The sequence below is a fragment of the Halostella limicola genome, assembly GCF_003675875.1.
GTDB lineage: Archaea > Halobacteriota > Halobacteria > Halobacteriales > Natronoarchaeaceae > Halostella > Halostella limicola.
The window spans coordinates 893,456-914,937 of the sequence record NZ_RCDI01000002.1; the positions used below are offsets into that span (position 1 = coordinate 893,456).

Genomic DNA, 21,482 nt, shown 5'->3' on the forward strand with positions numbered 1-21,482 from the left:
GTGTCATACCCTACCATGTATGGCATCAGCACCCGACGACTCCGGCGACGACGTTTTCGACCAGTTCCTCTCGCAGCACGGTCACGAAACGGAGCGAGTAGACTGGGAGACGACGTATAACAAGAAGCAGTGTCCGGAGTGCGGCGGGATTCACGACACCTCGGCGACGGAGTGTTCGGTCTGCGGTTGGGGTCCGGCCGAGTGAGAGACGCCCCTCAGTTATTCTGACTCAGTATTTCGTCCGGTGACGTCGCGCCGCAACAGCCCGGCGTCAAACGCCACGAGCGCGGCGTCGACGGCTTCCGCGAGCGCCGGAGGAGCGACCGACGAACCCCTCGGACTCGCTTTTGCTCGCGAACGGACCGGACCGAACCGACCGCCGCGACGGCGAATCGGGCATCGGAGGCGGTGCCGAGTCAGATCCCGGACTCTACCCCCTTCGCGATATCGTCCCGGATTTCCGGGAGAACGTATCGGCCTTCTCGCACTATCTATCACTCCGATCTGACGGTGAGACGTCGCCCCGCTCGGCCCGATCCACGTGGTGTGGTGACACGTATCTCTGGAAGCATGTCTGTCAGCGATAAAATTATAACATATTATTTCCTCAGGTAGCGATGGAGATACAAATGCCGGAGTGCCAGAACTGCGGGTCGTTCGTCACGGATGCGTACGCACGAGTATTCACGCCGCGTGGCGTCGACGACCCGCGCGTCTGCCCGGACTGCAAGGACAAGATCCGCGACGGGAGCGACGTCCGCAAGGCCCGCTCCCCGCGGAACAACTGAACGGCGTCTTCCGGAAGTTCTCAACCGTCCGACAGCGTCGGACCGATCCCACGAGGCTTATTATCGTCGGGGGCTTGGAGTGTGACAATGAATCAGTCCGACACGGCCGTGACCCGGCTGTTCGGCGGTCCGGGGAGCGGGAAGACGACTGCCCTCCTCGACCGTGTCGAGGGTATCCTGGACGACGACGACGTCGAGATGCGCGACGTGCTCGTCGTCTCCTACACGCGCGCCGCCGCCGCGGAGGTCCGCGAGCGCCTCGCCGAGCGCCTCGACGCCAACCCGCGATCGCTGAAGGGCAACGTCTGCACGATGCACGCGAAGGCGTACGAACTGCTCGATCTCTCCCGTAACGACGTCGTAGGCGAGGGCGACAAGGAGGAGTTCTGCGAGGAGTACGGGATCGAGTTCGAGGACGAACACGGCGGCGCCGGCCGCCGCACCGCCCGGTCGACGACGATCGGCAACAAGATCATCGCCACGAGCCAGTGGCTCCAGCGGACGAACCGGGAGGTCGCCGACTGGTACGACGTCCCCTTCCAGTGGGACGAGGAGACGGTCCGCCTGCCGCCGGAGATCGACGACCGCGCCCAGGAGGGGAACAAGTACACCCCCACCTGGTCGAGCGACGACGACCGCATCGACGTTCCCGAGGCGATCCGCGGCTGGCGCAACTACAAGGGCGAGCACGACCTCGTCGGCTTCGCCGACATGCTCAAGCGCGTCAAGCAGCGCTCGCTCCAGCCGAACGTCGACTACCTGATCATCGACGAGTTCCAGGACATCACCCAGCTCCAGTACGAGGTGTACGAGGAGTGGAAGCCCCACCTGAAGAAGGCGCTCATCGCCGGCGACGACGACCAGGTCGTGTACGCCTGGCAGGGGGCCGACCCGCAGCTCCTCCTGGAGGAGGGCGGCGAGGACGTCATCCTCGACACCTCCTACCGCCTGCCCTCGCGCATCCTCCACACGGTGCAACAGGAGATCGGCCACATCGACGAGCGCCAGGAGAAGAACCTCTCGCCCCGGACGGAGGGCGGCGTCGTCGAGGCCGTCGAGAGCCCGTCGATGCTCGATCTGGTCCGGAACGTCCGGCGAACCGTCGACACCGACGACGGCTCGATCATGATCCTGTTCCGGGCGCGCTACCAGATGTTCCGGTTCATCGACGAGTTCATCACCGAGGGCATCCCGTTCCAGTGTCTCACCGACCAACGGATGTGGACCGACCGCCTCGACCAGTACGTCACCGCCGTCGAGCGAGTCGACGAGGGGAAGGACGTGACGGGGCTGCAGGCCCGCCGCCTCGCGGACATGCTGCAGGACTCCGCGTTCGGCACCAACGAGCGCGACGAGCTGTTCGACTACATCGACGAGCGCGAGGAGGAGGCCGACACGGACGACCTCACCGAGATCTGGATCGACTCCGAGGTCGTCAACGACCACGCCCCGTTCATGCCCGGTCCGGCCTCCGCGGCCGACATGGTACGGAAGGTCACCAGCTTCCAGAAGAAGAGCATGCGGGCGTACTTCGCGTCCGGCGAGTACGACGACATGGACCGCGACCGCTTCCGCGTCGGCACCATCCACAGCGCGAAGGGCCGCGAGGCCGACCACGTGTTCGTCGCGACCGACCTGACTGAGAAGGTCGTCGAGCAGATGGCCGCCACCGTCGAGGACCCGACTGACGTGCCCGGCTGCGAGGAGTTCACCAAGACGACCAGCCCCGTGCCGACGCTGACCGACAACGAGCGCCGCGTCTTCTACGTCGGCATGAGCCGCGCCCGGGAGCGGCTCGTCCTGCTGGAGAACCTCGTCGACGGCGCGCCGACCCTGCCTATCGACGTGCTCCTCCACAACGAGCCGACGGAGACGGACATCGAGGAGCTCATCGACGAGGCGAAAGAGCCCCTCGAGGCCAAGTGACCGCGGGATGCCAGCGTTCCCGTCCGACGCGATAGACGCCGCCCTCGCCGAGCGCGACGCCGCCGCTTTCCTCCACGCCGGCCGCACCGACGAGCCGACGCTGCGGTACTGCGCCGGCCCGCTCCCGGACGGGGAGGCGGCGGTCGTCTACGCCGACGGCCGCGCGACACTCTGCGTCCCGACCGAATTGGAAGCCGCGGCCGGCGCGAACGCCCGCGCGATCGACGCGCCCGTCGGCAAGGCGGCCGTCGCCGTCCTCGACGAACTGGGCGTCGACGGGACGGTGCTGACCCCCCGGAACGTCCCGCATGACGCCGCCCTCTACGCCGAGAACGCGGGGTTCGAACTGGCCTCGACCGCCGCCGTCGAGCGGGCGCGGGCGGTCAAGTCCGCCGCCGAGCGCGAGCGGATCGCCGACGCGCAGGGTGCCGCGGTCGCCGGCGTCGAGCGGGCCCGCGAGGCGCTGCGCGCGGCGAGCGTCGCCGACGGCGAACTCCGCCGCGACGGCGACCCGCTGACGGCGCGGGCGCTCCGCGAGGCCGTCGACGCCGCCGTGCGGTCGAACGGCGCGAGCCCCGCGAACGACACCGGCGTGACCGTCGGTTCCGGCGAGCGGGCTCCCGACGCGCCGATCGCGGCCGGCGAGACGGTCGTCGTCCGGGTCGCGCCGCGCGAGCCCGGCGGCTACCGCGGCGCGCTCGCCCGGACGTTCGTCGTCGAGGGCGAGGGCGGCTGGGAGCGCCGCGCCCAGCTCGCCGTCGAGCGGGCGATGGACTCCGTCTACCGCGAGCTCGAAGCGGGGGTCGCCGCCTCGACGATCCGCGAGGAGGTCCTCGTCGAGTGCGGCGCGTACGGCTTCGCCGACGACGCGCTCCCGGAGACGGCGGGGCACGGCGTCGGTCTCGCCGTCCGCGAACGGCCGGACCTGCGGAGCGACGACCCCCTGCCGGCCGGGACGGTGCTGGCGATAACCCCGGCCGTCACCGACCCGGACGGCGGCGCGGTGGCCCTGACGGACCTCGTCGCGGTCACCGAGGACGGCTACGAGTCGCTGGGGACGACCGACCGGTCGCTGCGGCCGTAGCCCGCCGCGCTGTCGGGCCCACGGTCGTCGCGCGGCGCCGGGGCAACCCCGCTTTCTTTGCCGCTCTCGGCGTAGTACGGCCATGTCCGACTACGACCTCGTCGTGCTCGGGGGCGGTACCGGGAACCTGGTAGCGGCCGCGGCGGCGGACCGCGGGAAGGGCGTCGCGCTCGTCGAGCGCGACCGCCTCGGCGGGACCTGCCTCAACCGCGGGTGCAACCCGTCGAAACAGCTGATCCACCGCGCCAACGTCGTCGAGACCGTCCGCGGCGCCGAGGGCTACGGCGTCGACGCGTCGCTCGACGGGATCGCGTACGAGGACGTCGTCGCCGAGGTCACGGCGGCGGTGACCGAGGAAGCCGAGGCGAAGGCCGAGCGAGCGCGGGCGAACGACCGGATCACGCTGTACCAGGCCGAAGGGGAGTTCGTCGACGAGCGCGCGGTCGAGGTCGCCGTCGACGGCGGCGAGCGGATAACGGGCGACGACGTCGTCCTCGCGGGCGGGTCGCGGCCGATGGTCCCCGAGAGCATCGACGGGACGGACGAGGTCGACTTCCTGACCAGCGCCGACGCCCTCCGTCTGGAGGCGCTGCCCGACCACCTCGTGATCGTCGGCGGCGGGTACGTCGCCGTCGAGATGGCCCACTTCTTCGGCGCGATGGGGGCCGACGTGACTATCGTCGGGCGCAGCGACGTGCTCGCCGGTCGCGAGGACCGCGACGTCGCAGATCGCCTGACGGCGGCCTACCGCGAGCGCTTCGACCTCCGACTGGGGTACGAGGCGAGCGCGTTCACCGAGGACGGCGAGGCGACGGTCGTGACGGCCGAGGACGACGACGGCGAGGAGATACGGGTCAGGGGCGACGAGGTCCTGCTCGCCGCGGGGCGGCGACCGAACTCCGATAGCTGGAACGTCGACGCCGCGGGGATCGACACCGACGAGAAGGGGTTCGTCGAGACGGACGAGCATCTCGAGACCTCCGTCGACGGCGTGTGGGCGATCGGCGACATCGCGGGCAACTACATGTTCAAGCACTCCGGCGACAAGGAGGCCGAGTGCGTCGTCGCGAACGCCGTCGACGGCGAGCGCGAGGCGGTCGAGTACCCCGGCATGGCCCACGCCATCTTCGGCTCGCCGGAGGTCGGCAGCCTCGGGAAAGCGGAGTCGGCGGTCGACGGCGAGTGCGAGGTCGGCACGTTCGCGTACGGCGAGACGGCGCTCGGAACGGTGGTGGCCGAGGACGGCGACTTCGCGAAGGCGGTCGTCGCGCCGGACGGCGAGATCCTCGGCTTCCACGTCGTCGGCCCGCACGCGTCAATACTGGTCCACGAGGTCGCCACCGCGGTCGCGGCGGGCGCGGACGCCGAGCGGATCGCCGAGACGATCCACGTCCACCCGGCGCTCTCGGAGGTCGTGCAGGGCGCGTTCCGCGACGTCAGGGACGTCGCGCCGAACGGGTTGTGATAGGGAGTGATGTAACTGTTTACCGGTATTCGCCGACCCCGCGTCGGCGAAATACCGAAATGAGTTACAACAGTCCCTATGAACCGGGTCGGCGCGGTGGCGGTCGCGTCGCTACGGGCGGATGTAGCTGTACCCCTGATCCTGTAAGCGCGTCAGTTCCCCCGCGCCCGACGGGACGGTCTCGACGCCGTCGACGAGGTCCGCCTCCGCGATGTCGAGCATGTCGAGCGTGTTGCTGCAGGCCCGGAACTCGATCCCCTGTTCGAGGAGGTCCCGCACTATGTCGCTCCCCTCGCCGTCGGCCCGGAGCGGTTCGATGCCCTCTGACTGCGCGACGACCGCGACGTCGGTCACGTCGACGGAGTCGTCCTTCGTGAGGTTCTCCGCGATGGTCAGCGCCGTCTCCTGTTCCTCCGCGTCACCCGTGATGAGGTGGAACACAGTTTGCATGCCACAGTTTCCACGGACCAGTTATCAATAGTGATTGTGGAGGGGAGACGACGTGTCCGCCGGAAAATGGAAGCCTTCGGGGCGGTCCTCGCGGCCGGGTTACTCGCCGAACGGGGCCTCGTAGCCATTCCGGACGAAGTAGCGGACCCAGTTCCCGTAGGTGCGGTCGGCCGGGTGGTCGGCGACCTGCTCGTAGCGGACCGTCCCCTCCTCGTCGATCACGTACGTCGCCGCGACGCCCGTGAGTCCGTGGCTCGTCTGCTCGGTACCGCTGTACTGTTCGGCCACTTCGCCCTCGGGGTCGGCGAGCAACTGGAAGTCGAAGTCGAACCGGTCGCGCATCTCCCGCAGTTTCGGCAGCGTGTCTGTCACGACGGGGAGCACGTCCACGTCCTCGTTGAACCAGAGGTCGTAGGAGACCTCGCTGAACGTCTGGAGCTGCTCGGCGCAGAAGCTGCACCAGTGCCCGCGGTTGATCAGGACTACGGTGGCGCCCTCGTCCAGCGTGTCCGAGAGCGCGACCGATTCGCCGGCGGTGCTTTCGAGCGTGAACTCGGGCGCGGATTCGCCTTCGAGCGACATGGGCGCGTTAGGCCGAACCCGCGGAAAAGCCTTGGCGCACCGGAGGCGGTGTCGAGAACGCGAGACGGCTCAGTTCTCCTCTTCGTCTTTCGCCACCGCCCCGACGACCTTCTCCGCGGCCTCGCCGGGCAGGTCGCCCGGCGTCGTCAGGTACTCCTCGGCGGCCACCATCAGGGCCGCGACGACGAGAAAGCCCGCGCCGACGAGCGTCCGGCCGGAGACGAGGAAGTCAACGCCGACGTACGCGACGGGGATGGCGAAGACGAGCGTCGCCCCCAGTTGGATCGTGCCGATGATGCCGCGACTCATTGCCGCGGGGTAGGCCGGCGGGGTAGAAAAGTCCGTCCGTCCGAGTCGGGAGGGTTTTGCCCCGGCGGGTCCGAGCGTGGTACATGTTCACCGGCATTGTCGAGGAGACCGGCGAGGTGCTCTCCGCGGACGAGGCGGAGGGCGTCCTGCGCCTGCGCATCGCGAGCGGGTACGACGGACTGGCCCACGGTCAGAGCATCAGCGTCAGCGGAGCCTGCCTCACGGTCGAGGCGTTCGGCGACGGCGCGGACGGCCAGTGGTTCGAGGTGTTCCTCGCGGAGGAGACGCGAGCGAAGACGTACCTCGGGAACGTCGGCGAGGGCGACCGGGTCAACCTCGAACGCGCGCTCCGGGCGGACGACCGCCTCGACGGCCACTTCGTGCAGGGCCACGTCGACGCGACGACGGAGGTCGTCGACGTTCGGCGGGTCGGCGACGACTGGGAGTTCGAGTTCGCGCTCCCCGAAGACCACGCCCGCTACGTCGTCGACAAGGGCTCGGTGGCGCTGGACGGGATCAGCCTGACGGTCGCCGACCGCGGCGAGGAGACGTTCACCGTCGCCGTCATCCCGACGACGCACGACCTGACGACGCTCTCGGAGAAGGAGCCGGGCGACCCCGTCCACGTGGAGGTGGACGTGATCGCAAAGTACGCCGAGCAGCTCGTCGAGGGGTACTAGCCCTCGACCAGTCGACGGGCGTTAGCTCTCGAACTCCGTACGCTCCGGCGCGGGCTGGTGGTCGCGCTCGGCGTTGACGGAGTTGTACACGGACTTGTACCGGGAGATCTTCCGGAAGAGGTAGAGCCCGGCGAGCGTGACGTAGAGGACGATGTACCCGACGAATGCCGCGCCCTGGCCGAGTGCCGTGGCGTCGGCGACGAGCGGCGGCACGATGCCGACGGTGACGTTGTAGGTGGCGTGGACGAACGCAGCGACGAGGATCCCCTTGACGGCGATGGGGCCGGCGTTCTCCTGATTGAACTTCGCGAGGCCGAGGTAGTAGCCGGCGATGCCGGAGTAGACGACGTGGCCCGGCCCCGCCAGCGCACGGACGAAGGCGATGCTGAACACGCCGCCGTCCTCCATGAACCGGGTGATGTACAGCGCGTTCTCGATGGTCGCGAAACCGAGGCCGGCGACCGCGCCGTACACCGCGCCGTCGAGCACGGAGTCGAATCGGGGGCTCCGGTAGGCCCACAACCGAACCGCCAGCATCTTGACGATCTCCTCGACGGGCCCGACGACGAGGTAGAAAAACAGTATCGAGCCGAGGCCGACGACCCCGAAGTCGATCATCTGGAGCACGCTCCCGAAGTCGTTCAGGACGCCCGCGAACCCGGCGAACAGCACGGCCAGGACGAACGTCGCGACGAGCAGGTCGAGCGGCTCGCCGCTCGTCACGTCGGCCTTCCAGACGTACAGGGCGAGCAGCAGCGCCGGAACGGCCGACAGCAGCACGAACGCGCCGACGTACGGGTCGAGCACCGCGCCGAGGCTCCCGAGCGCGAACAGCGCGACGAGGATGACCACGCCGAGCAGGATGAGGATCCACCGCAGGATCGGCCGGATGCTGCCGTGGACCGCGACGGCGAGGCGGTCGACGGCCGAGCGAGGCTCCCAGTCGCTAACGTCGTAGAGGTCCCGCGAACCGTCCGCCGCGCGGTCCACGGGATCGCGACCCGATGACATACCCGCGTATACAGTATCTCGGGGGGTAATGTTTGGGCCTAGCTTTTGTGGCGCCGTATCTTTGTATGTCATTATATACCATAACGTGTTATAGGGTGGCGCTTATCAGGGACGATCCGCCAGTTCGGGTAACGATGTTCAGTAACAGTCGAGGGATCATGTACTCGTCCCCGCCCACAGCGGAGGAAAACGCCGAAGAGAAAGAAACGAACGCGGAGGAACCCGCGGAACCGGACGTCGCCGAGACGACCGTCACCGAGGCCGACGCCAACTGGGCGGGCGAGCTCGCCGCGGACGACTGAGTTTTCTATCCGGCGATAGCCGAGTTTCCGACGCCCCGGTAGCGACCGCTCTTTCGCTCCGTTCAAATCCCTGGCCCGCGAAGCGGCCCACATGCACTTCGACCAGCGAACGCAGTCGGCACTCCGGGAGGTCGGCTTGGACGCGGACGACCTGCAGGCCGCCTCGGAGGCCGTCGTCGAGGCCACCGAGGAGACCGCCGCCGACCTCGTCGACTTCTTCGAGGAGCGCGACGCCGTCTACTCCGACATGGACATGGCCCACTCGGCCAGCGACTACCCCGAGCACTCCGTCGACTACCTCGACCTGACGACCCACGCCGACGAGATGCGCGGGTGGCTCCGCTTCGACACGTGGGGCGCGTACGTCGAGGACGGGCGCGTGCTGGACGACGACCTCGTCGAACTGACGCTCGGCCCGACGATCCACGACCGGGTGCTGTTCGCCGACGCCCGCGAGCGACTGGAATGACGAGCGTTCGCGTCCGCGGCATCTACACGACCGCGCTCACCGAGCGACTGCGCGAGGCGTTCGACGTGGTGCAGGCGTCGCCGCCCATCCGCCGGCGATTCGACGCCGAGTTCGACGCCGCGCCGGCGGACGTCCGCGTCGACACCACCGACGACCGGCAGGGCGTCGCCGTCTCGGGCGACCCCGACGCCGTCGAGCGCGTGGCTGGGGACCTCGCGGACGTCGGACGCGACGCGTTCGTCTGGGACGACGACGCGGCGCTCGGCGCGGTGTTCAACGGCCGCGTGACGGAGACGCTCGGCAGCGGCGCGGTCGTCGACCTGAACGGCGAGCGCGAGGGCTTTCTCCCCTTCCGCGCCGTCGACGGCTACGTCGACGACGGCAACCGCGTCCGCGTGCAGGTGCGCGAGCCGAAACCGCCGTGGAGCGACGACCGGCCCCTGCTCGGCGCGGGTCTGGCGGTGCCGGGCGGCCTCGTCGACCTCTCGCGGGACCGCGACGGTGTCTCCGCCGACGCGCCGGACGAGCGCGCGACCGAACTCGTCCGATCGACGGAGATACTGCCCGCCGACGCGCCCGAGGACTGGGGCGTCCGCTGGCAGCGCGCGGCCGTCGACGCCGAGATGGGGGCGCTCGGCGACGCGCTGGACGCCGCGGCCGACCGCGCGACCGCCCTGGAAGACGATCTGGGCGACGCGCCCGATCCCGGCGACGACGCGCCGACCCGCATCGCCGCGCCCTACGCCACGACGTGGTGCTGGTTCGGCCGCGAGTGCCGGTTCGCGCTGGACGAGGCCCGCCGCGCCGTCGAGACGACGATGCCGGGCCACCACCGCGCGAAGGCGGCCCACCGCTCGGCCAGTTCCGCCGTCGACTTCGTGGAGGCAGTCGTGGAGGACGGCGACCTCGACGGGCGCGAGTTCCCCTTCGAGGCCGTGACCGAACAGTACGGACCGCTGGAGGGCGACGAGGTGGCGATCGTCCACGGGAAACCGGACGGGCGGTGCTACGCGCTCGGCACTGGCGACGTGACCGACTACGACCCCGACGGGAAGATCACGGTCCGGCGGACGATGCGGGGCAGCGGCACGTACGACGCGCTCGGAACGGAACGCGAGCGCGGCGACGCCGCCATCACCAAACTGACCGAGGGTCGGTGGTGGTACCCCACGGTCTACCGCGGCGAAGACGGCGAGCGCAAGGGGACCTACGTCAACGTCTGCACGCCGGTCGAGATATTCCCGGACGGCGTCCGGTACGTCGACCTGCACGTCGACGTCATCAAGCGCCCGGACGGGAGCGTCGAGGTGGTGGACCTGGACGAACTCGACGCGGCCGTCGAGGCCGGCAACGTCTCCGAGGCACTCGCTGAAAAGGCGAGAAGCGTCGCGAAAGCGGTCGAGAAGGCGCTATAGCGGGGCGCGGTCCGGACCCTACAGATGGTCCTTGCCGGGGTTCGACGAGCCCCAGTCGCCGCGGCCGCCCTCGGTGCGGTCGATCCCCATGATGCTCTCGGCCTGGTCGACGCCGAGGTTCTCGCCGCCCTCTGGGACGCGGACCGTGACCTCCTCGATCTCCGGCCACTTGAGCAGGTCCGCCTCGATGTTGCCGGCGGTGACCTCGCTCACGTCGCAGCCCGAGCAGCCGCCGCCGAGCTCGACGACGACCTCGCCGTCCTCGGGGTCGGCCTTCCGCACCGAACTCGTGCCGCCGTGCATCTGGATGATCGGCATCTGCTTCACCAGCCACGTCTCGACGCGCTCGGCGAGCGGCTCCTCGGAGTCGGGGTCCTGGGGTGAACCGATGGTCATTGGGGAGGGCTAGGGACTCCAGCTACGGAAGTGTTCGGGTTCGGCCGGGAGACCCGCGTTATCGTTCGTTATCGTTCCGCAGGTAGCGGAGCGCGCCGAGGCCGGCACCGGCGAGCGCCGCGCCGATACCGAAGCCCGGCATCTCGACGCCGCCGCTCCCGTCGTCGTTCCCGTCGCTGTCGTTCCCGTCGCTACCGTTCCCGTCGCTCTGCTGCGTGGTCTCGTCGCTGCCGCCGTCGGAACCGCCCTCGTCGCCGTCCGCCCCGCCGCCCCACTCGTCGGGGAAGGTGTACAGGCCGGACTCGAAGCCCTCGGCGCGGGGGTAGGTCGTCCCCACGAAGAACTCGCCGGCGACGCCGACCTGGGCCGTCCAGAAGCTCGCCGTCTCGCGGTCCTCCCAGGCGGCGAGCTCCTCGGGGTTCGCGGGATCGCTCACGTCGTGGACCCGGACTCCGCCGTCGTACCAGGACGTGTAGAGAACGTCGCCGGACAGGTCGAAGTTGTGGGAGGTCGTCCACGTCCCGCCGCTCACGTTCGGGTTCTCGGCCTCTGGCGGGTCGATCCGGCCCACCTGCTCGGCCGCCGTCGGGTCGGAGACGTCCCAGATGTCGATCCCGCCGGGGCCGCCCTCCACGTCGTAGCCCGAGAAGTTCCACGCCTCGGCGCCGACGAACAGGGTCGATCCGTCCTCCGACGGCCGGACGTAGTGGGCGTTGCCCGGCGGCTGGTACCCCTCGCCGTACACCTCCGCCTGCCCCTCGAACTCGGCGAGCTCCGCCGGGTCGCGGCCGCCGACGCGGGCGACGAACTCCGGCGACGCGGGGTCCGAGACGTCGAGTATCACCGTCCCGGCGTCCCACTGGGCGAGGTACGCGGTGTCGTCCTGCACCCACAGGTCGTGGTGGCTGCGGAGGAAGCCGTTGACCTGCCCCCACTGCTCGTCGTGCTGCGGGAGCGACCACCGGCCGATCTCCTCGGGGTTGTCGCCGCTCACGTCCGCGACGACGAGCGCTTCCTCCTGGAAGTCGGTCCCGGTCGCGTAGAGCGTGTCGCCGTCGAGGCAGCAGTTGTGAACGCCGGTCTCCGTCTCGAAGAAGCCCCGCTGCTCGGGGCTGGCCGGGTCGCTCACGTCGTAGATCAGGACGCCCGACAGCTCCCGATCGGCGTTTTCCGAGGTGACCGGGTAGGCCGGCCCCGCGACGGCGAGCGTGTCGCCGGAGACCTTCACGTCCTGGATGTTCGGGAGTGGCCCGTTCTCGCGGTCGGGGAGGAGTTCTCGCTCCTCCGCGAGCACCTGCGGGTCCTCCGGGGAGGAGACGTCGACCGTGGCGAACCCGGAGTCCGCGGCGACGAACGCGGCCGACCCGTCGTCGTTCACGACCGCTTCCATCGAGCGTTCGACGTCGATACTCGCGTATGGTTGGAGGCTACGGGAAACTGGACCGTTCAGGGCGGCAGCGTCGCCGACGGCCGACAGCGCGACAGCGCCGGCCCCGGCGCGCAGCACGTCTCTTCGACGCATGTGTTACCCGACGGAGATCGGTCTCATAAATCCACGGGGTTTCGACGTGACAATAAACGAGGCGGCGTCAGTCCCGCCCGTATCGACGCAGGCCGAGGCCGAGGCCCGCGAGCGCAGCGCCGACGCCGAACCCGGGCATCCCGCCGCCGTCGCTGTCGCCGTCCCCGTCGCTGCCGCCGCCCCCGTCGCTCCCGTTACCGTCCTCGGGGGCGGCGGTCGTCGCGTCGGTCTCGGTCGCGGCGGTCGTCCCGCTCGACGACGCCTCGGTCAGCGACGGACGGTCCGCCTGCTCGCCCGATTCGTCGGGGAACGTGAACACGCCCGCCTGGTCCGTCTCGCGCAGGGAAGGGCCGAGGCTGCTGGCGACGAAGAATTCGCCTGCGACGCCCCGACAGGCGGTCCAGAAGCTCGTCTCGTCGGGCCGCAGCCACCAGGCGAGCTCCTCGGGGTTCGCGGGATCGCTCACGTCGTACAGCTTCACGCCGGCGTTGTACCAGGAGGCGTAGAGCCGGTCGCCGGCGAAGTCGAAGTTGTGCGAGGTCGTCCACGTGTCGCCGCCGTAGGAGTTCGTCGCCGCCGGCTCCGGGTCGATGGTGGAGACCCGCTCGGGCGAGGCGGGGTCAGACAGGTCCCAGAGGTGGATGCCGCTGGGGCCGCCGGAGCCGCTGTCGCCGACGTCCCAGGACTCCCCGCCGACGGCGACCACGCTCCCGTCGTCGGACGGCTGGACGTAGTGGGCGTTGCCCGGCGGCTCCATGCCGGCGGCCCGCGGCGAGGATTCGAGCAGGTCCTCCAACGAGTAGTCGCCGAAGCGCGTGACGTAGCCCGGGTCCGCCGGGTCGGAGACGTCGAGGATCCACGTTCCGGCGTCCCAGTAGACCAGGTACGCCCGGTCGTCCTGCACGTAGAGGTCGTGGAGCGTCCGTCGGCCGGCCGGGACCTTGCCCCACGCCTCGTCGCGCGAGAGCGGCGACCAGCGGGCGACCTCCGACCGCGACTCGACGTCGACGACGACCACCGGGTTCCCCCGGCCGTCGTTGCCGGTCAGGTAGGCGTAGCCATCGCGGAGAAAGCAGTTGTGGATGGCGAAGTCGGTCGGGTAGAACCCGTCGACGGCGGGGTCGCTCGGATCGCTCACGTCGACGGCGAAGAAGCCGCTCGTTCCCCGGCCGGTGCCGTTCGCTGGCCCGGCAACGATCAGGCGGTCGCCGTCCTGCTTCACGTCGTAGATCTGCCGGAGCGGGTCCGTCTCCCCCTCCGGGACGAGGTTCCGCTCGACCGCCATCGGCTCCGGCGACGAGGGCGTCGAGAGGTCGACGGTCGCGTACCCGTCGGTCAGCGCGACGTAGGCCGTCCGCCCGTCGTCGCTTACGACGAGTTCCTTCGCGCCCGGGAGTTCCGCGGACCCGAGCGGCGCGTACCCGTCCTCCTGCGCCGCCGTGACGCGGCCGACGGTGGGGAGGGCCAGCGCCGCGCCGCTCGCTTTGAGCACGTCTCGACGGAGGGCCGAACTGCGGGGAGCGTCCATGTTTCTCCCGATGGACTTGTTGAAAATAAACCGTTTGGTCGGTGACGAGAGCGGTGGCACCTCACCGACGCATTCGCGACCGATCGCCCGTCCCGCCTGCGACGCGACAGGCGCAGCCGCTCACCGACGCATTCGCGACCGATCGCCCGTCCCGCCGGTCAACGCGCTCGCGACCGCCCCCTGAAGCACGACGTCGTCGCCCAGGTTCGTCAGCTGGACGTCGGGGACGTTGTTGAAGACGGTGTCCTGGATGCGCTCGCGGATCGGGTCGACGACGAGCTCCTCGTTGTTCAGCGCGACGGCCCCGCCGATGTAGATGACGATGGGGGCGTACGCCTGGACGAGGTTCGTGACGCCGACCGTGTTCCAGTGGGCGAGCTGGTCGACGACGTGGTCGGCGAACTCGTCCGCGCCGGCGTGCTCGAACACGTCGACGGCGGAGAACTCCGGATCCTCGAAGTCGAGCGCGGTGTCGACGTCGCCCGCGTCCTCGTACAGCATCTCGGCGTACTCCGGGATGTTGTTCCCCGAGCAGTACGCCTCCCAGTGGCCGTCGTGGCCGCACCCGCAGGTGCGCCGGCCCCGCGGGTCGACGATCATGTGGCCGACCTCGCCGGCGTTGCCGTCCCAGCCCGAGAGGACGTTGCCGTCGACGGCGACGCCCGCGCCGATGCCGCTGGAGATGGTGACGTACGCCATGTCGTCGGGGTTGCGGTCGCTGTGGAACCGCTCGCCGATGACGCCGGCGATGGTGTCGTTGTGGAGGAACACCTCGTCGCCGTCGATCAGGTTGCCCACCGGCCCGGTGAGCGGGATGCGCTCGACGCTGTCCGGGAGGTTCGCCGGCCCGTCGATCGCCCCTTCGGCGAGGTCGAGCGGCCCGATCGAACCGATCCCCGCAGCGCGGATGCTCGTGGGATCGACGCCGGCCGTCGCACACGCCTCGCGGAGCGACGAGAGGACGGCCTCCGTGACCGCGATCCCCGTCGGCCCGCGTGGCGTGCTCCGTCGGTGCGTTCCGAGGATCGTTCCCTCGTCGTCGGCGACGGCCGCTCGGATGTTCGTCGCGCCCAGGTCGACGCCCGCGTAGTTGGCCATTCTGGTGAAGGAACGAACGCGCCGCCACTTAATTGCACAGATTCACTCGCGGGCGAGTTAAGTTCCATCACCGAACCGCGAAAACTACACTCCGTCGATATCCTCGCTGTCGTGCGGCAGTTGCGGGACGAGCCACCGGACGAACGCGTCCTGACTGCGCGACTGCACCCAGACGGTGCCGGGCCCCTCGAACTCGCAGACTAGTCCCTCGCCGCTGAACAGCGTCGACTTCAGGCCGCCGACCCGCCGAACGCCGAACGAGACGTTCTCCTCGAAGGCGACGACGTGGCCGGTGTCGACGACGTACTCCTCGCCGATCGACAGCGACACCGGCTCGACGGCCCCGTAGCTCGACAGGAAGGCGTCGCCGGAGCCCGAGAGCGACAGCAGGAACAGGCCCTCGCCGCCGAAGAAGGCCCGCGACCCCCCGAACTTCGCGTCCAGGTCCATCGCCGGGTCCGCCGCGAGGTACGAGCCCGACTGGACGTACAGCGTCTCGTCGCGGAGTTCCCGGTGGACGATATCGCCGGGCAGCGGCGGGGCAAGCGTCACCGAGGTCCGCTCGGACGCGGTGAACGTGTTCCGGAAGAAGGACTCGCCGCCGAGCACGGAGCGCTTGACGGACTGGAGGAGACTTCCGCTGCCCCGGTCCGTAGTCACCTCGACGCCCGCGCCGTGCGACACCATCGCCCCCGCTTCGGCGACGACTGACTCGTCCCGGTCGAGCGAGACGTCGAGGAGCGCGAACGACGGCCTGTGGCGGATATCGTGGTCCATGATGCACCGACGTCACCGGCGAGCTTAACTGTGGACGGCGGATTGGCGCGCTGACCGCGGACCGGTCACCGGACGACGGCGCGGATCGCGAACGCTCACCGGGCCCCGGCGGCTAACTGTCCCGCGGTCGTACTACCGCCTATGGGAGACGACGCCCCCGACTCCGACGACGTCAGCGAGGCTGAAGCGGCGGCGCTCCACGAGGTCGAGCTCGCGCTGGAGTGGCTCCGCCGGGCGCACGGCAAGTTCGTCGAGTTGCACCACACGACGGGTCACGCGCTGGACCACCTCGACGACGCGGAGTCGGCGCTCCGGGAGCAGGGCTACGAGGAGTTCGCCGACGAGATCCGCGACGAACACCTGCCCCGCGGCGTGTTCGAGGACCGCTGGACGTACGACCTGCTGGAGGAGTACGAGGACGACTTCCTCTCGCCGTACGAGGCGTTCGAGGCCGAGGTCCGCGAGGAGATAGCCGACGGCGTCCGCCACGTCAAGGAGCGTCGTCAGGAATCCGAGTGGAAGGACCGCGCCCGTCGCTAGGCCTCGTCGCGGACGAACGTGACCGGACACGGCGAGGAGAGCATCACTTCCTGCGCGACGCTCCCGAAGACGGCCTTGCCGGTCGGCGAGCGGCGGCGACCGCCGACGACGACGCGGTCGGCGTTGACCTCCTTCGCCAGGTTCACGATCGTCTCGCCGTGCTCGCCGACAGCGCCGCGCGTCTCGTACTGAACGGCCGCGCCGTCCAGCAGTTTCCCGATCTCCCGGATCGTCGCGTGGCGGTTGGTGACCTCGTCGACCGTCACCTCGCTCGCCGTCCGGTCGAAGTCCAGTTGGTCGAGCACCGTGTCGTACTCGTCCTGGGTGAACACGTGCGCCAGGACGACCTTCGCGCCGGTCGGGCCGGCGACGTCGATGACCGCGTTCGCCAGCCGCTCCGCTCTGTCTTCGTCTTTCGCTCCTACTGCGAGGAGAATCGTCTCGATGGCCATACACTCGCTACTCAAGCCGTCGACAAAAACGTACTGCCGGTTGACTCGGACGACAGTTAATTTCCTCTCGGTCATGTCGAAGGAATCCCTCGACGCCGTCCCGTAGGGACGAACGGTTAGCGGGTAGTGGCCGGCGGTCGCCGACCGGGGTCTCTTTGAGCGTGGTTCGCGTACGGCCGGTATGCTCGACCCGGACCTCTCCGACCGCGTCGTCCTCGTGACCGGCAGCGCGAAAGGCGTCGGCAGGGAACTGCTCTACGCGGCCGCCGAGCGGGGCGCGAGCGTCGCCGTCCACTACCGCACCAGCGAGGACGCGGCCGAGGAGGTCGCCGCGACGGCCCTGGACCGCGGCGCGCCGGCGGTCACGACCGCACAGGGCGACGTGACCGATCCCGACGGCGTGGACCGGATCTTCGACGCCGTGGAGTCCGACCTCGGGACGGTCGACGCGCTGGTCAACAACGTGGGCGCGTTCGCCCCCGTCCACTGGGAGGAGATGGACTTCGAGACGTGGAACACCGTGCTGGAGACGAACCTCAACGGCACGTACCTCTGCTCGAAGCGCGCGCTCCCCGCGATGCGCGATCAGGGGTGGGGCCGCATCGTCAACGTCGGCTACGCCAGCAGCGAGAAGGGCCTCGTCTCGCCGAAGAACGCGCCGTACTTCATCGCGAAGGCGGGCGTGCTGATGTTCACGCGGATGCTCGCCAACGACACGCAGGACGACGGGATCACCGTCAACGCCGTCTCGCCGTACGTCGTGGAGAACTCCGACGAGTTCCCCGACGACCTCCCCCGCGGCCGCCCCGCCGCGTTCGAGGACGTCGCGCAGGCCGCCCTCTTCTTCCTCGACGAGGACAGCGGCTATGTCAGCGGCGAGAACGTGGAGGTCGACGGCGGGTGGCTGCCGGAGACGGTGTAGATCGCTGTTTCGCCGGCCTGGGTACGGTCGGGCCACGCGCGACCCGACGCGAAAACGGTCGGTTAGTTGCCCTGGATCGCGTCGATGACCATCGCGGCCGCGATCACGGGTTCCTTCGGGACCGTGCTGGCGTCGTCGATGGTGATCTCGTACCGGTCGCGCAGCGAGAACTGCCCCGAGATGTTGCCGACGTGGTTGCCGTCGAGGTCCGTGATCTCGTACTTGTGAGGGATCCAGCCGCCGAACGGGACGTAGTGGCGGGCCAGCGTCACGAGCGCGCCGCGGGAGTTGATCTCCGCGATCTTCGCCTCGGTTCTGGCGTCCCGGATCTTCCAGGTGTCCTGGAACAGGGAGTAGTCGTTGTCGAGGATGACCAGGTCCTCGCCGGTCCGGGCGTCGGAGAGGACGTAGTTGCCCGCGACGTCGATGATCCCGCCGGCCTTCACGGTGAACACCTCGTCGCCGTTCGCGCCGGTGAAGGGGAACTCCTCTTTCATCTTCAGCATCTTCTGTTTCCCCTTGAGGACGGTGTTGCCCGCCGCGTCGAGCGCCTTGTACTTGTTCCGGACCAGCGACTGCTCGACGACGTACCTGTCGTCGGAGAGATCGATGCCGGAGATGTCGTAATCGCGAGCGTCGCTCATGGGGTATCCCTCAGGTCGTCGACGCATGAAACTTTCTATATTGTGTCCCTTCTATTGTTCTGATAAACGCCGTAAACGGGCCCGAACCGACAGGGTTTCACCCTCCCCGTCCCTGAACGCGGATAGATGAGTAAGGATTACATCGAGGTGCGAGGGGCCGAGGAGAACAACCTCAAGGACCTCGACATCGAAATCCCCCGCGAGAAGTTCAACGTCGTCACCGGCCTGTCTGGGTCGGGGAAGTCCTCCCTGGCCTTCGAGACGATCTACGCCGAGGGACAGCGCCGCTACATCGAGTCGCTGTCCGCCTACGCCCGGAACTTCCTCGGGCAGATGGACAAGCCGCAGGTGGAGACGGTCGAGGGGCTCTCGCCCGCCATCTCCATCGACCAGAAGAACGCCGCGAACAACCCCCGATCGACCGTCGGCACGGTCACCGAACTCCACGACTACCTCCGCCTGCTGTACGCCCGCGTCGGCACGCCGCACTGTCCCGAGTGCGGCCGCGAGGTCGGCGAGCAGAGCGCCCAGCAGATGGTGACCCGCCTGCTCGAACTCCCAGAGGGGACGCGCGCGAAGCTCGCCGCGCCGGTCGTCCGCGACCAGAAGGGCGCGTTCGAGGACCGGTTCGACGAACTCGTGAGCGAGGGGTACAGCCGCGTCGAGGTCGACGGCGAGTCCTACGACCTGACGATGGACCGCCCTGACCTGGACGAGAACTACGACCACACGATCGACGTCGTCGTCGACCGCGTGAAGGTCTCCCCCGAGGCGCGCTCCCGCATCGCGGACAGCGTCGAGACCGCGCTAGAGGAGGCCGACGGAGTCCTGAAGGTCATCCTGCCCGACCCGCCCGAAGACACCGAACTCGGCGGGACCAAAGCCCGGTCGACGGGCGACCTCGCCGGCGACGAGGACGACCGCCTCGTCGTCGAGTTCTCCGAGGACCTGGCCTGCACGCACTGCGGCATCGACCTCCCCGAGATCGAGACGCGCTCGTTCTCGTTCAACAGCCCGCACGGGGCCTGCCCCGAGTGCGAGGGGATCGGCGAGACGAAGGAGGTCTCCGAGGACCTCGTCGTCCAGGACACCTCAAAGCCGCTGAAGGACGTGTTCGAGGCCTGGAGCTACAACCGCTCGTACTACCGCACCCGGATCGACGCCGTCGCGGACCACTTCGGCGTCAGCGTGACCACGCCGTTCGAGGAGCTAGACGAGGACGTGCAACAGGCGTTCCTCTACGGCACCAGCGACGAGGTGCTGTTCAAGCGCCAGACGAGCAACGGTACGCGGCGCAAGACCAAGCGCTTCGAGGGCGTCATCCCGAACCTCGAACGCCGCCACGTCGAGACGGACAGCGACAGCACGCGCGACCACATCGAGGACTACATGACCGTCACGGAGTGCCCTGCCTGCGAGGGCACCCGCCTCAAGCCCGCCTCCCGGGCCGTCCTCGTCGACGGGACCTCGATCACGGAGGTCAACCAGATGAGCATCGGCGACGCCCTCGACCACTTCGAGGGGATGGAGGAGGGCATGTCCGACCGCGACCTGACCATCGCCGAGGAGATCCTCAAGGAGATCCGCGCCCGGCTCGGCTTCATGACCGAGGTCGGGCTGGAGTACCTGACGCTGAACCGCGAGGCCGCCACGCTGTCCGGCGGCGAGAGCCAGCGCATCCGCCTCGCGACCCAGATCGGGTCGGGGCTCGTCGGCGTCCTCTACGTGCTCGACGAGCCCTCGATCGGCCTGCACCAGCGCGACAACGACCGCCTGCTGAACACCCTGGAGGAGCTTCGCGACCTCGGTAACACCCTGCTCGTCGTCGAGCACGACGAGGAGACGATGCGTCGCGCCGACAACGTCGTCGACATGGGCCCCGGCCCCGGCAAGCGCGGCGGCGAGGTCGTCGCGCAGGGCACCACCGACGAGATCATGGAGTGCGATGGCTCCATCACCGGCGACTACCTCGCCGGTCGCAAGCAGATCCCCGTGCCCGAGAACCGACGCGAGTCCCAGGGGACGCTCACCATCCGCGGTGCGCGCCAGCACAACCTCCGGGACCTCGACGTCGACATTCCGGTCGGCTGTTTCACCGCCATCACCGGCGTCTCCGGCTCCGGCAAGTCGACGCTGATGCACGAGATCCTCTACAAGGGCCTCGCTCGGGAGATGAACGACAACACCAGCGTCGACCCCGGCGACTACGACGCCATCGAGGGGATCGACGAGATAGAGACGGTGCGGCTCATCGACCAGAGCCCGATCGGCCGCACGCCGCGGTCGAACCCGGCGACGTACACGAACGTCTTCGACTACATCCGCGAGCTGTTCGCGGAGACGAAACTCGCCAAGCAGCGCGGTTACGAGAAGGGTCGCTTCTCGTTCAACGTGAAAGGCGGCCGCTGCGAGGAGTGCGGCGGGCAGGGCACCGTCAAGATCGAGATGAACTTCCTCTCGGACGTGTACGTCCCCTGCGAGGAGTGCGACGGCGCGCGCTACAACGACGAGACCCTCGACGTGACGTACAAGGGCAAGACCATCGCGGACGTACTGGAGATGAGCGTCGAGGAGGCGTACGACTTCTTCGAGGCCGACACCCGCCTCTCGCGGCGGCTCCAGCTCCTGAAGGACGTCGGGCTCGACTACATGAAACTCGGTCAGCCCTCGACGACGCTGTCCGGCGGCGAGGCCCAGCGCATCAAGCTCGCCGAGGAACTCGGCAAGAAACAGACCGGCGACACGCTGTACCTGCTCGACGAGCCGACCACTGGCCTGCACTCCGCCGACGAGCGGAAGCTCATCGACGTGCTCCAGCGCCTCGTCGACAACGGCAACACGGTCGTCGTGGTCGAACACGAGCTCGACCTCGTGAAGAACGCCGACAACATCGTCGACCTCGGTCCCGAGGGCGGCGAGAACGGCGGCGACGTCGTCGCCACCGGGACGCCCGAGGAAGTGGCCCGGAACGACGACTCCCACACCGGGCGCTACCTCCGGGACCTGCTGCCCGACGTCGACCTCGAAGGGCCGCGCGGAGAGCGGAAACAGCCCGTCAAAGCCGCCAGCGACGACTGACCGCAGTCTCGCTCGGACAGAGCGACGACTGAGACGTTCCGGAT

General features: G+C 69.0%; 23 protein-coding genes. 12 read left to right on the forward strand and 11 right to left on the reverse strand.

The window, feature by feature from the left end; translation table 11 throughout:
- The first annotated feature begins 19 nt into the window (after positions 1 to 19).
- From D8670_RS12370 to D8670_RS12385, 5 genes are all read left to right on the forward strand, one after another.
- Complete coding sequence (locus D8670_RS12370; protein ID WP_121818395.1) at positions 20 to 205, forward strand: HVO_0416 family zinc finger protein; 186 nt, start codon at positions 20 to 22, stop codon at positions 203 to 205.
- 424 nt (positions 206 to 629) lie between these two features.
- Complete coding sequence (locus tag D8670_RS20980; protein ID WP_449272253.1) at positions 630 to 788, forward strand: DUF7563 family protein; 159 nt, start codon at positions 630 to 632, stop codon at positions 786 to 788.
- A gap of 87 nt (positions 789 to 875) precedes the next feature.
- A complete protein-coding gene (locus tag D8670_RS12375; RefSeq protein ID WP_121818396.1) occupies positions 876 to 2,714 on the forward strand; it encodes a UvrD-helicase domain-containing protein in 1,839 nt (612 codons plus the stop codon).
- A gap of 7 nt (positions 2,715 to 2,721) precedes the next feature.
- Positions 2,722 to 3,798 carry a M24 family metallopeptidase gene (locus tag D8670_RS12380; protein ID WP_121818397.1) on the forward strand — a complete coding sequence of 359 codons (1,077 nt, stop codon included), beginning with the start codon at positions 2,722 to 2,724 and terminating at the stop codon, positions 3,796 to 3,798.
- Between the two features lie 82 nt (positions 3,799 to 3,880).
- On the forward strand, positions 3,881 to 5,263 hold the full coding sequence (locus D8670_RS12385; RefSeq protein WP_121818398.1) for a dihydrolipoyl dehydrogenase family protein: 1,383 nt from the start codon (positions 3,881 to 3,883) through the stop codon (positions 5,261 to 5,263).
- Positions 5,264 to 5,374: 111 nt separating this feature from the next.
- Here D8670_RS12385 and D8670_RS12390 read toward each other — a convergent pair whose 3' ends face one another.
- From D8670_RS12390 to D8670_RS12400, 3 genes are all read right to left on the reverse strand, one after another.
- The gene (locus D8670_RS12390) at positions 5,375 to 5,713 is read right to left on the reverse strand and encodes a DsrE family protein (RefSeq protein ID WP_121818399.1); all 339 of its coding nucleotides are present in this window, start codon (positions 5,711 to 5,713) and stop codon (positions 5,375 to 5,377) included.
- A 99-nt stretch (positions 5,714 to 5,812) separates the two neighbouring features.
- Positions 5,813 to 6,295 carry a peroxiredoxin family protein gene (locus D8670_RS12395; RefSeq protein WP_121818400.1) on the reverse strand — a complete coding sequence of 161 codons (483 nt, stop codon included), beginning with the start codon at positions 6,293 to 6,295 and terminating at the stop codon, positions 5,813 to 5,815.
- Between the two features lie 69 nt (positions 6,296 to 6,364).
- A complete protein-coding gene (locus D8670_RS12400) occupies positions 6,365 to 6,604 on the reverse strand; it encodes a DUF7533 family protein (RefSeq protein ID WP_121818401.1) in 240 nt (79 codons plus the stop codon).
- Positions 6,605 to 6,687: 83 nt separating this feature from the next.
- Here D8670_RS12400 and D8670_RS12405 point away from each other — a divergent pair, with 83 nt between their 5' ends.
- Positions 6,688 to 7,284: a riboflavin synthase gene (locus tag D8670_RS12405; protein WP_121818402.1), complete on the forward strand. Its 597-nt coding sequence runs from the start codon at positions 6,688 to 6,690 to the stop codon at positions 7,282 to 7,284.
- A 21-nt stretch (positions 7,285 to 7,305) separates the two neighbouring features.
- Here D8670_RS12405 and D8670_RS12410 read toward each other — a convergent pair whose 3' ends face one another.
- Complete coding sequence (locus tag D8670_RS12410) at positions 7,306 to 8,295, reverse strand: PrsW family intramembrane metalloprotease (protein ID WP_121818403.1); 990 nt, start codon at positions 8,293 to 8,295, stop codon at positions 7,306 to 7,308.
- Between the two features lie 158 nt (positions 8,296 to 8,453).
- Here D8670_RS12410 and D8670_RS20985 point away from each other — a divergent pair, with 158 nt between their 5' ends.
- The 3 genes from D8670_RS20985 (at position 8,454) to D8670_RS12420 (ending at position 10,481) form a co-directional block, all read left to right on the forward strand.
- Positions 8,454 to 8,597 carry a hypothetical protein gene (locus D8670_RS20985; protein ID WP_162994288.1) on the forward strand — a complete coding sequence of 48 codons (144 nt, stop codon included), beginning with the start codon at positions 8,454 to 8,456 and terminating at the stop codon, positions 8,595 to 8,597.
- Positions 8,598 to 8,688: 91 nt separating this feature from the next.
- Positions 8,689 to 9,066, forward strand: coding sequence for a DUF7532 family protein (locus D8670_RS12415; protein ID WP_121818404.1), 378 nt, complete (start codon positions 8,689 to 8,691; stop codon positions 9,064 to 9,066).
- Positions 9,063 to 10,481 carry a ribonuclease FAU-1 family protein gene (locus D8670_RS12420; RefSeq protein WP_121818405.1) on the forward strand — a complete coding sequence of 473 codons (1,419 nt, stop codon included), beginning with the start codon at positions 9,063 to 9,065 and terminating at the stop codon, positions 10,479 to 10,481. Before D8670_RS12415 ends, D8670_RS12420 begins: the two co-directional genes overlap by 4 nt.
- An 18-nt stretch (positions 10,482 to 10,499) precedes the next feature.
- On the opposite strand, the gene D8670_RS12425 is transcribed toward D8670_RS12420, so the two are convergent.
- From D8670_RS12425 to D8670_RS12445, 5 genes are all read right to left on the reverse strand, one after another.
- Positions 10,500 to 10,877 carry a NifU family protein gene (locus tag D8670_RS12425; RefSeq protein WP_121818406.1) on the reverse strand — a complete coding sequence of 126 codons (378 nt, stop codon included), beginning with the start codon at positions 10,875 to 10,877 and terminating at the stop codon, positions 10,500 to 10,502.
- Positions 10,878 to 10,935: 58 nt separating this feature from the next.
- On the reverse strand, positions 10,936 to 12,399 hold the full coding sequence (locus D8670_RS12430) for an LVIVD repeat-containing protein (protein ID WP_121818407.1): 1,464 nt from the start codon (positions 12,397 to 12,399) through the stop codon (positions 10,936 to 10,938).
- Between the two features lie 67 nt (positions 12,400 to 12,466).
- Positions 12,467 to 13,927, reverse strand: coding sequence for an LVIVD repeat-containing protein (locus D8670_RS12435; RefSeq protein ID WP_121818408.1), 1,461 nt, complete (start codon positions 13,925 to 13,927; stop codon positions 12,467 to 12,469).
- A 120-nt stretch (positions 13,928 to 14,047) separates the two neighbouring features.
- Positions 14,048 to 15,025 carry an ROK family protein gene (locus tag D8670_RS12440; protein WP_121818409.1) on the reverse strand — a complete coding sequence of 326 codons (978 nt, stop codon included), beginning with the start codon at positions 15,023 to 15,025 and terminating at the stop codon, positions 14,048 to 14,050.
- A gap of 84 nt (positions 15,026 to 15,109) precedes the next feature.
- On the reverse strand, positions 15,110 to 15,802 hold the full coding sequence (locus tag D8670_RS12445) for a TIGR00266 family protein (protein ID WP_121818410.1): 693 nt from the start codon (positions 15,800 to 15,802) through the stop codon (positions 15,110 to 15,112).
- Between the two features lie 141 nt (positions 15,803 to 15,943).
- Here D8670_RS12445 and D8670_RS12450 point away from each other — a divergent pair, with 141 nt between their 5' ends.
- Complete coding sequence (locus D8670_RS12450; RefSeq protein WP_121818411.1) at positions 15,944 to 16,342, forward strand: hypothetical protein; 399 nt, start codon at positions 15,944 to 15,946, stop codon at positions 16,340 to 16,342.
- Here the strand turns inward: D8670_RS12450 and D8670_RS12455 are convergent.
- Positions 16,339 to 16,794, reverse strand: a complete 456-nt coding sequence (locus D8670_RS12455) for a universal stress protein (protein WP_121818412.1) — start codon at positions 16,792 to 16,794, stop codon at positions 16,339 to 16,341. The two genes, D8670_RS12450 and D8670_RS12455, sit on opposite strands and share 4 nt — an antisense overlap.
- Before the next feature lie 181 nt (positions 16,795 to 16,975).
- Between D8670_RS12455 and D8670_RS12460 the strand changes: the two genes are divergently transcribed.
- Positions 16,976 to 17,716 carry an SDR family NAD(P)-dependent oxidoreductase gene (locus tag D8670_RS12460; RefSeq protein WP_121818413.1) on the forward strand — a complete coding sequence of 247 codons (741 nt, stop codon included), beginning with the start codon at positions 16,976 to 16,978 and terminating at the stop codon, positions 17,714 to 17,716.
- Between the two features lie 62 nt (positions 17,717 to 17,778).
- On the opposite strand, the gene D8670_RS12465 is transcribed toward D8670_RS12460, so the two are convergent.
- Positions 17,779 to 18,360, reverse strand: a complete 582-nt coding sequence (locus D8670_RS12465) for an LURP-one-related/scramblase family protein (protein WP_121818414.1) — start codon at positions 18,358 to 18,360, stop codon at positions 17,779 to 17,781.
- 126 nt (positions 18,361 to 18,486) lie between these two features.
- Between D8670_RS12465 and uvrA the strand changes: the two genes are divergently transcribed.
- Positions 18,487 to 21,438, forward strand: coding sequence for an excinuclease ABC subunit UvrA (gene uvrA / locus D8670_RS12470; RefSeq protein WP_121818415.1), 2,952 nt, complete (start codon positions 18,487 to 18,489; stop codon positions 21,436 to 21,438).
- The last annotated feature ends 44 nt before the right edge of the window (positions 21,439 to 21,482 follow it).

Excerpts from the sequence above, each read along its gene's own strand:
- D8670_RS12370 (WP_121818395.1), top strand. The coding sequence starts at position 20 with ATGGCATCAGCACCCGACGACTCCGGCGACGACGTTTTCGACCAGTTC.
- D8670_RS20980 (WP_449272253.1), top strand. The coding sequence starts at position 630 with ATGCCGGAGTGCCAGAACTGCGGGTCGTTCGTCACGGATGCGTACGCA.
- D8670_RS12375 (WP_121818396.1), top strand. The coding sequence starts at position 876 with ATGAATCAGTCCGACACGGCCGTGACCCGGCTGTTCGGCGGTCCGGGG.
- D8670_RS12380 (WP_121818397.1), top strand. The coding sequence starts at position 2,722 with ATGCCAGCGTTCCCGTCCGACGCGATAGACGCCGCCCTCGCCGAGCGC.
- D8670_RS12385 (WP_121818398.1), top strand. The coding sequence starts at position 3,881 with ATGTCCGACTACGACCTCGTCGTGCTCGGGGGCGGTACCGGGAACCTG.
- D8670_RS12390 (WP_121818399.1), bottom strand. The coding sequence starts at position 5,713 with ATGCAAACTGTGTTCCACCTCATCACGGGTGACGCGGAGGAACAGGAG.
- D8670_RS12395 (WP_121818400.1), bottom strand. The coding sequence starts at position 6,295 with ATGTCGCTCGAAGGCGAATCCGCGCCCGAGTTCACGCTCGAAAGCACC.
- D8670_RS12400 (WP_121818401.1), bottom strand. The coding sequence starts at position 6,604 with ATGAGTCGCGGCATCATCGGCACGATCCAACTGGGGGCGACGCTCGTC.
- D8670_RS12405 (WP_121818402.1), top strand. The coding sequence starts at position 6,688 with ATGTTCACCGGCATTGTCGAGGAGACCGGCGAGGTGCTCTCCGCGGAC.
- D8670_RS12410 (WP_121818403.1), bottom strand. The coding sequence starts at position 8,295 with ATGTCATCGGGTCGCGATCCCGTGGACCGCGCGGCGGACGGTTCGCGG.
- D8670_RS20985 (WP_162994288.1), top strand. The coding sequence starts at position 8,454 with ATGTACTCGTCCCCGCCCACAGCGGAGGAAAACGCCGAAGAGAAAGAA.
- D8670_RS12415 (WP_121818404.1), top strand. The coding sequence starts at position 8,689 with ATGCACTTCGACCAGCGAACGCAGTCGGCACTCCGGGAGGTCGGCTTG.
- D8670_RS12420 (WP_121818405.1), top strand. The coding sequence starts at position 9,063 with ATGACGAGCGTTCGCGTCCGCGGCATCTACACGACCGCGCTCACCGAG.
- D8670_RS12425 (WP_121818406.1), bottom strand. The coding sequence starts at position 10,877 with ATGACCATCGGTTCACCCCAGGACCCCGACTCCGAGGAGCCGCTCGCC.
- D8670_RS12430 (WP_121818407.1), bottom strand. The coding sequence starts at position 12,399 with ATGCGTCGAAGAGACGTGCTGCGCGCCGGGGCCGGCGCTGTCGCGCTG.
- D8670_RS12435 (WP_121818408.1), bottom strand. The coding sequence starts at position 13,927 with ATGGACGCTCCCCGCAGTTCGGCCCTCCGTCGAGACGTGCTCAAAGCG.
- D8670_RS12440 (WP_121818409.1), bottom strand. The coding sequence starts at position 15,025 with ATGGCCAACTACGCGGGCGTCGACCTGGGCGCGACGAACATCCGAGCG.
- D8670_RS12445 (WP_121818410.1), bottom strand. The coding sequence starts at position 15,802 with ATGGACCACGATATCCGCCACAGGCCGTCGTTCGCGCTCCTCGACGTC.
- D8670_RS12450 (WP_121818411.1), top strand. The coding sequence starts at position 15,944 with ATGGGAGACGACGCCCCCGACTCCGACGACGTCAGCGAGGCTGAAGCG.
- D8670_RS12455 (WP_121818412.1), bottom strand. The coding sequence starts at position 16,794 with ATGGCCATCGAGACGATTCTCCTCGCAGTAGGAGCGAAAGACGAAGAC.
- D8670_RS12460 (WP_121818413.1), top strand. The coding sequence starts at position 16,976 with ATGCTCGACCCGGACCTCTCCGACCGCGTCGTCCTCGTGACCGGCAGC.
- D8670_RS12465 (WP_121818414.1), bottom strand. The coding sequence starts at position 18,360 with ATGAGCGACGCTCGCGATTACGACATCTCCGGCATCGATCTCTCCGAC.
- uvrA (WP_121818415.1), top strand. The coding sequence starts at position 18,487 with ATGAGTAAGGATTACATCGAGGTGCGAGGGGCCGAGGAGAACAACCTC.